At 70.0% G+C, this 9,363-nt stretch carries 8 protein-coding genes; 6 read left to right on the top strand and 2 right to left on the bottom strand.

Annotated features, from left to right (window positions below):
* The first annotated feature begins 71 nt into the window (after positions 1-71).
* The 5 genes from AB0C87_RS29860 (at position 72) to AB0C87_RS29880 (ending at position 5,065) form a co-directional block, all read left to right on the top strand.
* Positions 72-1,232, top strand: coding sequence for a branched-chain amino acid ABC transporter substrate-binding protein (locus AB0C87_RS29860; protein ID WP_345175373.1), 1,161 nt, complete (start codon positions 72-74; stop codon positions 1,230-1,232).
* 105 nt (positions 1,233-1,337) lie between these two features.
* Positions 1,338-2,303: a branched-chain amino acid ABC transporter permease gene (locus AB0C87_RS29865; RefSeq protein ID WP_345175371.1), complete on the top strand. Its 966-nt coding sequence runs from the start codon at positions 1,338-1,340 to the stop codon at positions 2,301-2,303.
* Positions 2,300-3,475 (top strand): branched-chain amino acid ABC transporter permease, encoded by a 1,176-nt coding sequence (locus tag AB0C87_RS29870; protein ID WP_345175368.1) that lies wholly within the window; start codon positions 2,300-2,302, stop codon positions 3,473-3,475. The genes AB0C87_RS29865 and AB0C87_RS29870 overlap by 4 nt, the downstream gene beginning before the upstream one ends.
* Positions 3,476-3,522: 47 nt before the next feature.
* Positions 3,523-4,263, top strand: coding sequence for an ABC transporter ATP-binding protein (locus tag AB0C87_RS29875; protein WP_345175618.1), 741 nt, complete (start codon positions 3,523-3,525; stop codon positions 4,261-4,263).
* Complete coding sequence (locus AB0C87_RS29880; RefSeq protein WP_345175367.1) at positions 4,253-5,065, top strand: ABC transporter ATP-binding protein; 813 nt, start codon at positions 4,253-4,255, stop codon at positions 5,063-5,065. Before AB0C87_RS29875 ends, AB0C87_RS29880 begins: the two co-directional genes overlap by 11 nt.
* Positions 5,066-5,138: 73 nt before the next feature.
* Here AB0C87_RS29880 and AB0C87_RS29885 read toward each other — a convergent pair whose 3' ends face one another.
* On the bottom strand, positions 5,139-5,741 hold the full coding sequence (locus AB0C87_RS29885; protein WP_353835117.1) for a DUF4352 domain-containing protein: 603 nt from the start codon (positions 5,739-5,741) through the stop codon (positions 5,139-5,141).
* A 256-nt stretch (positions 5,742-5,997) separates the two neighbouring features.
* Positions 5,998-6,354 carry a hotdog fold thioesterase gene (locus tag AB0C87_RS29890; protein ID WP_345175617.1) on the bottom strand — a complete coding sequence of 119 codons (357 nt, stop codon included), beginning with the start codon at positions 6,352-6,354 and terminating at the stop codon, positions 5,998-6,000.
* Between the two features lie 138 nt (positions 6,355-6,492).
* Here AB0C87_RS29890 and polA point away from each other — a divergent pair, with 138 nt between their 5' ends.
* Positions 6,493-9,183: a DNA polymerase I gene (gene polA / locus AB0C87_RS29895; RefSeq protein ID WP_345175365.1), complete on the top strand. Its 2,691-nt coding sequence runs from the start codon at positions 6,493-6,495 to the stop codon at positions 9,181-9,183.
* Positions 9,184-9,363: the final 180 nt, after the last annotated feature.

The raw sequence follows: 9,363 nt of genomic DNA on the forward strand, positions 1-9,363 counted from the left end.
GGCGTCGGGGCTTCACTCGTACCCGATCCACCCGGATCCGGATGGAAAGGTTGGGCACCTTGCGGCGCAACATGATGAGGATCACCGGCGCGGTTGCGGTGAGCGCGGCGCTCGCGCTCAGCGCCGTGGCGTGCGGTGACGGCGATAGCGACTCCGGCAACGGCAACGAGATCACGCTCGGGTTCATGGGTGACCTGACCGGTGAGAACTCGGGCCTGGTGATCCCGCCCAAGCAGGGCGCGCAACTGGCCATCGAGCAGTACAACGCCACGAACCCGAAGGTCAAGATCAAGTTCAAGACCTACGACAGCCAGGGCAAGCCGGAGCAGGCGACGACGCTGGCGCAGGGCGCCATCAAGAACGACAAGATCGTCGGTCTGATCGGCCCCGCGTTCTCCGGTGAGTCGCAGAGCGTCGCCCCGATCCTCGAAGAGGCCAAGGTCCCGAGCGTGTCGCCGTCCGCGACCAACATCACGCTCGGCGAGAAGAGCTGGAAGTACTGGCACCGGGTGGTGGCCGACGACGCCGTGCAGAGCGACGGCGCCGCGAACTTCCTGGTGAACTCGGTGAAGGCGAAGAAGATCTTCACGGTGTCGGACAACCAGGACTACGGCAAGGGCCTCGCCGACGCCATCGGCAAGGCCGCCGGCGCCAAGGGCGTGCAGACCCAGACCGACGCGGTCGACGACAAGGCGACGGACTACTCCTCGACCGTCAACAAGATCAACCAGTTCAAGCCGGACGCGGTCTACTTCGGCGGCTACTACGCGGTGGCGGGCCGGCTGTTCAAGCAGCTCCGCGAGGCCGGCTACAAGGGCAAGATGATGTCCGGCGACGGCTCGCTGGCGACCGGTCTGATCGAGGGCGCCGGCCAGGCCAACGCGCAGGGCGCGCTGCTGAGCTGCGGCTGCCTGATCGACGCCGAGGGCAAGACGAACCCGAAGGCCAAGAAGTTCGCCGACGACTACAAGGCGAAGTTCAACTCCGAGGTCGCGATCTACTCGACCGAGGGCTTCGACGCCGCGACGGCGTTCATCGAGGCGATCAAGGCCGGCAAGACCTCGCCGGAGGACATCAACAGCTTCCTGAAGACCGAGGACTTCCAGGGCGTCGGCAAGCAGATCAAGTTCGCCGAGAACGGCGAGCTGGCGGCCAAGGACATCTTCATCTACGAGGTGAAGGACAACAAGCTGCCGCTGCTCGGCAACAGCAACGAAGCGAAGGTCTCGTAGGCGTCACCACGCCCCGGACCGACCGCCCCCGTCCCGGGGGCCCCTGATGGCGCGGGAGCGGGAGCGCTACAGCGCTCCCGCTCCTTTTGACGAAGGCGACCGAAGGTGCTCGACGACTTCATCAATCAATTCTGGCCGTCGACCGTCGACGGCCTGGCGCTGGGCGCGATCTACGCGCTGCTGGCGCTGGGCTACACGATGGTCTACGGCGTGCTCCGGCTGATCAACTTCGCGCACGCCGACATCTTCATGGTCGGCACGTTCGCGGCGCTGTGGACGGTGCGGACCCTGGACGTGTCCGCGGTGGGCGGCGTCGCGCTGATCGGCGTGGTGGCGCTCATGGCGGTGGTCGGCGGCGCGGTCGCGGGCGGCGGCGCGATGCTGCTGGAGGTGGCGGCCTACCGGCCGCTGCGCAAACGGGGGGCGTCGAGACTCGCGGCGCTGATCTCGGCGATCGGCGCGTCGATCTTCATCCAGCAGCTGATGGGCACGGTGCTCATCCACCGGGTGTTCGGGACGTCGAAGGAGGGCGGCAAGCTCGACGTCAACGAGCACTTCAAGAAGCTGTCGGACGTCGTGGACGTCGGGCCGATCCTGATCCGCAACGACCAGTTGATCGTCTTCGTGGGCGCGGTGCTCATGATGATCGCGCTGGACCAGTTCGTGAACCGCACGAAGCTCGGCCGGGGGATTCGCTCGACGGCGCAGGACCCGGAGACGGCCGTGCTGATGGGCGTGAACATCGACCGGGTCGTGCAGGTGACGTTCCTGGTCGGCGGGGTGATGGCCGGTGTGGCGGCGGCGCTGTACTTCCTGCGCTTCGAGAGCACGAACTACTTCGTCGGCTTCCTGCTCGGCATCAAGGCGTTCACGGCGGCGGTGCTCGGCGGCATCGGCAACATCCGGGGCGCCCTGGTCGGCGGCTTCACGCTCGGGCTGCTGGAGATGTACGGTTCGAGCTTCTTCGGATCCCAGTGGCGCGACGTGGTCGCGTTCTCCGTGCTGATCTTGGTCCTGATGTTCCGTCCCACCGGCATTCTCGGTGAGTCCCTCCAGCAGGCGCGCGCATGAACCTCACGAAGAACGGAAACGGCGACGGCGGCGCGGGCGGTCTCCGCTCGGCGCGCGACATGTTCTCTCTCGACCCGCTGCGCGACTGGTGGGCGTCGGCTCCCGGCGCGGTGCGGTGGGCCGTCTACCTGCTGCTGATCGTCGGCGCGCTGCTGCTGCCGAGCGAGGCGATCGGCTCGTTCATGGCGCCGAGCGGCAGCGACTGGCCGTCGATGCTGAGCAGCCAGATCGCGATCTACGTGCTGCTGGCGATCGGGCTGAACGTGGTGGTCGGCATGGCCGGTCTCCTCGACCTCGGGTACGTGGCGTTCTACGCGGTCGGCGGCTACACGATGGCCATCTTCGCGACGCGCTACGAGTGGAACTTCTGGGAGTCGCTGGGGCTGGCGATCGGGTTCTCGGCGCTGGCGGGGGTCATCCTCGGCGCGCCGACGCTGCGGCTGCGCGGCGACTACCTGGCGATCGTGACGCTCGGCTTCGGTGAGATCGTCAAGCGGACGGCGAACAACAGCTCGTACGTGAACGGCCCGCGCGGCGTGCAGGGGATCCCGCACCCGCCGTCGCTGTCGGAGTTCGAGATCCTGGGCGTCCAGCCGCTGAAGTACGGGCTGCTGGACGCGCGGCCGTACTACTACCTGCTGGTGCTGTTCATCATCATCGCGATCGTCTTCGTGAAGCGGCTGGAGCGGTCGCGGGTGGGCCGCGCGTGGGCGTCGATCCGGGAGGACGAGGACGCGGCGGAGCTGATGGGCGTGCCGACGTTCAAGTTCAAGCTGGCGGCGTTCGCGATCGGCGCGGCGATCGGCGGCAGCGGCGGCGTGGTGTTCGCCGGGCAGATCACCTCGATCAACCCGCAGAACTTCGAGTTCCTCGTCTCGGCGCTGATCCTGGCCGGCGTGGTGCTGGGCGGCTCGGGCAACCTTCCGGGCGTGATGCTGGGCGCCGCGGTGCTGGCGTGGCTGCCGGAGCGGTTCCGGTTCCTGCACGACTACCGGATGCTGATCTTCGGTGCCGCGCTCGTGGTGATGATGATCTTCCGTCCGGAGGGCCTGTGGCCGTCGCGGCAGCGGAAGGCGGAGCTGGCCGAGGGCACCGGCGGCATGGGCAGCATGGGCGCCGAGGTGGCCGGTCCGGGCCAGTCGGACGCGGCCGCCGTGGAGGAGGGCAAGTGAGCGAGGCGAAGGGCGCGTCACCCGTCCTGGAGCTGCGGGACGTCGTCATGCGGTTCGGCGGCGTGGTCGCGCTCAACAAGGTGGACATCACGATCCGCGAGGGCGAGATCTTCGCGCTGATCGGCCCGAACGGGGCGGGGAAGACGACGGTGTTCAACGTGACCACCGGCGTCTACCGGCCGACCGAGGGGCAGGTGGTGTTCCGCGGGAAGCGCATCGACGGCAAGAAGCGCTACCTCGTGACGAAGCTGGGTGTGGCGCGCACGTTCCAGAACGTGCGGCTGTTCCACAACATGACGGCGCTGGAGAACGTCATGGTGGGCGCGGACGCGCACCACCGGACGGGGTTCGTCGGGGCGGCGCTCGGGCTTCCGTGGCACCGCCGCGAGGAGCGCCGCGGCCGCGAGCGGGCGCGGGAGCTGCTGGAGCTGGTGGGGATCCCGCACCGCGGCGAGGAGGCGGCGAAGAACCTGCCGTACGGCGACCAGCGGCGGCTGGAGATCGCCCGGGCGCTGGCCACCGAGCCGAAGCTGCTGCTGCTGGACGAGCCCGCTGCGGGCATGAATCCGGCGGAGAAGGTGGCGCTGCAGCAGCTGATCCGCGACATCCGGGACACCGGCGTGACGGTGCTGCTGATCGAGCACGACATGAGCCTGGTCATGGGCATCAGCGACCGGGTCGCGGTGCTGGACTTCGGCCAGAAGATCGCGGACGGCCTGCCGGCCGAGGTGCAGAACGACCCGCGGGTCATCGAGGCGTATCTGGGGGCTCCGGCCGATGCTTCTTGAGATCAGTGACATCCACGTCCACTACGGGAAGATCGCCGCGCTGAAGGGCATCACCGCGGAGGTCGGCCAGGGGGAGATCGTCACGCTGATCGGCGCGAACGGCGCCGGGAAGACGACGACCCTGAAGACCATCTCGGGGCTGCGCGGGCTGTCGTCGGGCGCGATCCGGTTCGACGGCGAGGACATCAGCAGGATGCCCGGGCACAAGCGGGTGCTGGTCGGCATCGGGCAGGCGCCGGAGGGCCGGGGGATCTTCCCCGGCATGACGGTGGAGGAGAACCTGCTGATGGGCGCCTACGCCCGCAAGGACGACCCCGCCAAGGAGCTGGCGGAGGCGTTCGAGCTGTTCCCGCGGCTGGCCGAGCGCCGCAAGCAGCTGGGCGGCACGATGTCGGGCGGCGAGCAGCAGATGCTCGCGATCGGGCGGGCGCTGATGGCCAAGCCGAAGGTGCTGCTGCTGGACGAGCCGTCGATGGGGCTGGCGCCCATGCTCGTCCAGCAGATCTTCTCGATCATCCAGGAGATCAACCGGCGGGGCACGACGGTGCTGCTGGTGGAGCAGAACGCGCAGCAGGCGCTGCAGATCGCGCACCGGGCGTACGTGCTGGAGACCGGCCGGGTGGTCAAGTCGGCGCCCGCGGCGGACCTGCTGGACGACCCGGAGGTCCGGGCGGCCTACCTGGGCGGCGAGCTGGGCGACGGCGCCGCTCCGGCGGCCGGGGAAGCCGCTCCGGCGGCCGAGGAGCCCGCTCCGGCGGCCGAGGGCCCCGAGGACGGTTCCGGCGAGGGGACCGCGAAGTAGCGGCGCGTCCGAGCGTGTCAGGCCCGCTCGGCCCGGTTCGTCCGGGCCGGGCGGGCCTTGCGCGTCGCGGGGGTCAGGGGAGCTTGATCTCGGCGGGGTCCGGGTCGGTGGTGGCGCCGACGGGCGGTGAGCCGTACAGCCGGACGGCCCTGGTCTTCGCGCCGCGGGGGACGTCGAACCAAAGGTCGAACTCGACGCGCATGGACGCCCCGACCGAGAGCCGCTCCGGCTGCCGTTTGATCATGGTGGCGTTGACGTCGGGGGAGTAGGTCCTGCCGTCGGTCGTGACGAGGCGCTGCTGCCAGGTGTCGAACACCTGGATGTCGCGTCCGGTGTTGACGGCCAGGACCCGCACGCGGGTGAAGGCGCCCTTGGCGTTCATGGAGGCGTGGGTGCCCATGACGTCGGTCATGGCCTCGCGGAAGCCGACGACGGTGAACCGCATGTCGGCGCTCTTGCCCGTCCTGCCCTCGGGGACGGCCTCGCCCTCCCGCGCCTTCTCGGCGGGGATCTTGTAGTCGGGGAGGGAGGTGGCCCGCCCGGAGCCGGAGCACCCCGCGAGCGGGAGGGCCGCGGCGAGGGCGAGCGCGGTGCCCGCGAGGACGGTGCCCGCACGGGCGGTGCCCGCCCGGCGCCGGGCGCGCGGGCCGGGGGTGCGCGTGTCAGCGTGGCGCATGCTCGGACGGTACGTCCGGCGCCCGGAACGGGTGAACGGGCGGGATCGTTTCGCAACCCAACCGCAACCGGTGACGGACCTACGCCGGTGTCGGGGGCGCGACCGTCCCCGGACATGCGTTGACCCGGGGTCACCTTTGGGGCCGTACGAACCTTCCCCGGGCGCGTACGTTGTCTACTCGGTGACCCCGGGCCGGTCTGATCCACGCTACAGACCCGGGGGCGCGCATCGCAAAGAAAGCGCGGATCACGCCGTGTCAGCGGCCGGGCGGGGCGTCGCGCAGCATGCAGGTGAGGCGCGCGGTGCAGACCCGCCGGTCCTGGTCGTCGGTGATGACGATGTCGTAGGTGGCGAGGGTGCGGCCCCCGTGCGCGCGGGTCGCCACGCCCGTGACGAACCCGTCGGTGGCGGACCGGTGGTGGGTGGCGTTGATCTCGATCCCGACGGCGATGCGGTCCGGGCCCGCGTGCAGGGCCGCGCCCACCGAGCCCAGGGACTCGGCCAGCACGCAGGACGCGCCGCCGTGCAGCAGCCCGTACGGCTGGGTGTTGCCCTTGACCGGCATGCGCCCCACGACGCGCTCGGCCGAGGCCTCCAGGTATTCGACGCCCATGTTCTTCGCCAGGTCGCCGTGCGCGTCGAACTCCTCCCCCGCGAGGATCTTCGCGCCCAGGTCCTCCGGGCTCGCGCCGTCGGTGTCAGTCACTTACGCCTCCACAAAACTGTCGTACGCGCAGACTAGAGTCCTGGTGTGGCGACCTCACCGACGACCCCTGACAAGCGCGACCGGCTTCTGCTGCTCGACGGCCACTCCCTGGCCTACCGGGCGTTCTTCGCATTGCCCGTGGAGAACTTCTCCACGACCGACGGGCAGCCGACCAACGCCGTGTACGGCTTCACCTCGATGCTCATCAACGTGCTGCGCGACGAGCAGCCGTCCCACATCGCGGTGGCGTTCGACCGCTCCGAGCCGACGTTCCGGCACGAGCAGTACGTCGAGTACAAGGCCGGCCGGCAGAAGACGCCCGACGAGTTCCGCAGCCAGGTCAGCCTGATCTTCGAGGTGCTGGACGCGCTGCGCATCCCGCGGCTGTCGGTCGCCGGGTTCGAGGCCGACGACATCATCGCCACGCTGTCCGTCCAGGCCACCCGCGCGGGGATGCAGACCCTCATCGTCACCGGCGACCGCGACGCGTTCCAGCTGGTCGACGACTCGGTGACGATCCTGTACCCCGTCCGCGGCGTGTCGGAGCTCGCCCGGATGGACCCCGCCGCCGTCGAGGCCAAGTACGGCGTCCCGCCCGAGCGGTACCGCGAGCTCGCCGCCCTCGTGGGGGAGAGCAGCGACAACCTGCCCGGCGTGCCGGGCGTCGGCCCGAAGACCGCCGCCAAGTGGCTCACCAAGTACGGCGACCTCGACACCCTCGTGAACCGCGTCGACGAGATCAAGGGCAAGGCCGGCGACAACCTGCGCGAGCACCTGTCCGGCGTGCTGCGCAACCAGCAGATCAACAAGCTCGACTGCGAGGTCGGCCTGGAGCTGACGCCGCCGCAGCTGACGATGGGCCAGTGGGACCGCGAGGAGATCCACACCCTGTTCGACTCGCTGCAGTTCCGCGTCCTGCGCGAACGGCTGTACTCCTCGATCTCGGCGGCCGAGCCCGAGGCCGATGAGGGCTTCGACGTCGAGGTGGAGCCGCTCGAACCCGGCGCCCTCGGCGCCTGGCTCGACGCCAACACCGCCGACCGGATCGGCGTCGCCGTCACCGGCACCTGGGGCCGCGGCACCGGCGAGATCACCGCGCTGGCGCTGGCGTCCGTCAAGGGCCCCGCCGTCCACCTCGACCCGGCCGAGCTGATCGAGGACGACGAGCGCGCCCTCGCCGCCTACCTCGCCGACCCCGCCCGCCCCAAGGCGATCCACGAGGCCAAGGGCCCGATGCTGGCGCTCGCCGCGCGCGGCATGCGGCTGGAGGGCGTCACCAGCGACACCGCGCTTGCCGCGTACCTCGCGCTCCCCGGCCAGCGCACGTTCGACCTCGCCGACCTCGTCCTGCGCTACCTGCACCGCGAGCTGCGCAGCGAGACCGAGGACTCCGGCCAGCTCACCCTGGACGGCTCCGGGGAGGAAGAGGCCGCCGAAGCCCTCGCCGTCCGCGCCCGCGCCGTCACCGAGCTCGCCGACGTCCTCGACAAGGACCTCGACAAGCGCGGCGCCACCCGCCTCCTGCGCGAGGTCGAGCTGCCGCTGGTCGGCGTCCTCGCCGCCATGGAACGCGCCGGCATCGCCGTCGACGCCGACCACCTGGCGGGCCTGTCGGCGTCCCTGGGCGGCCAGGTCAAGGAGCAGGAGCAGCTGGCCCACGCCGCCGTCGGGCGCGAGTTCAACCTCGGCTCGCCCAAGCAGGTCCAGCAGGTCCTGTTCGACGAGCTGAACCTCCCCAAGACCAAGCGCACCAAGACCGGCTACACCACCGACTCCGAGGCCCTCACAACCCTCCTGGAGAAGGACGGCCACCCCGTCCTGGAGCACATCCTGCGGTGGCGGGAGGTCGCCAAGCTCAAGAGCATCGTCGACTCCCTGATCCCCATGGCCGACGACGCCGGCCGCATCCACACCACGTTCAACCAGATGATCGCCGCCACCGGGCGGCTCTCCTCCACCGACCCCAACCTGCAGAACATCCCGATCCGCACCGCCGAAGGCCGCCAGATCCGCGAGGCCTTCGTCGTCGGCGACGGCTACGAGTCCCTCCTCACCGCCGACTACTCCCAGATCGAGCTGCGCATCATGGCGCACCTCTCGGAGGACGACGCGCTCCTGGAGGCCTTCGGCTCCGGCGCCGACTTCCACACCATCACCGCGTCCCGCGTCTTCGGCCTGCCGCCCGAGCAGATCGACTCCGAACTGCGCGCGCGCATCAAGGCCATGAACTACGGCCTCGCCTACGGCCTGTCCGCCTACGGCCTCTCCCAGCAGCTGCGGATCTCCCCGGACGAGGCGCGCGGCCTCATGGAGGAGTACTTCGAGCAGTTCGGCGGCGTCCGCGACTACCTCCGCGACATCGTCGCCAAGGCCCGCCAGGAGGGCTACACCGAGACCATCCTCGGCCGCCGCCGCTACCTGCCCGACCTCAACTCCGACAACCGCCAGCGCCGCGAGATGGCCGAACGCATGGCCCTCAACGCCCCCATCCAGGGCTCGGCCGCCGACATCATCAAGGTCGCCAGCCTCAACGTCGACCGCGCCCTCCGCGACGCCGGCCTCACCTCCCGCATGCTCCTCCAGGTCCACGACGAACTCGTCTTCGAAGTCGCCCCAGGAGAACTCGACGACCTGAAAACCCTCGTCAGCACCCAGATGGCCGCCGCCTACGAACTACGCGCCCCCCTGAGCGTCTCCATGGGCACCGGCCGCACCTGGCAGGACGCTGCGCATTAATTGCGTTTTTCTCCTCCTTCGGGCCTGGCGGCCCTCCATCGTCGATAAACGCGGGCGATCGCTGGCATCGCTCCGACTCGCCTGGCGGCTCGCTGCGCGATCAGGTTCTCGCTTCGCTTGAACCTGCCTTCGGACGCGATCGCAACCATTGAGGCTGTTGCGTGGTTGCGGCGGTGGCTG

Origin of the sequence: Actinomadura sp. NPDC048021 (assembly GCF_040653135.1) — a bacterium.
GTDB lineage: Bacteria > Actinomycetota > Actinomycetes > Streptosporangiales > Streptosporangiaceae > Spirillospora > Spirillospora verrucosospora.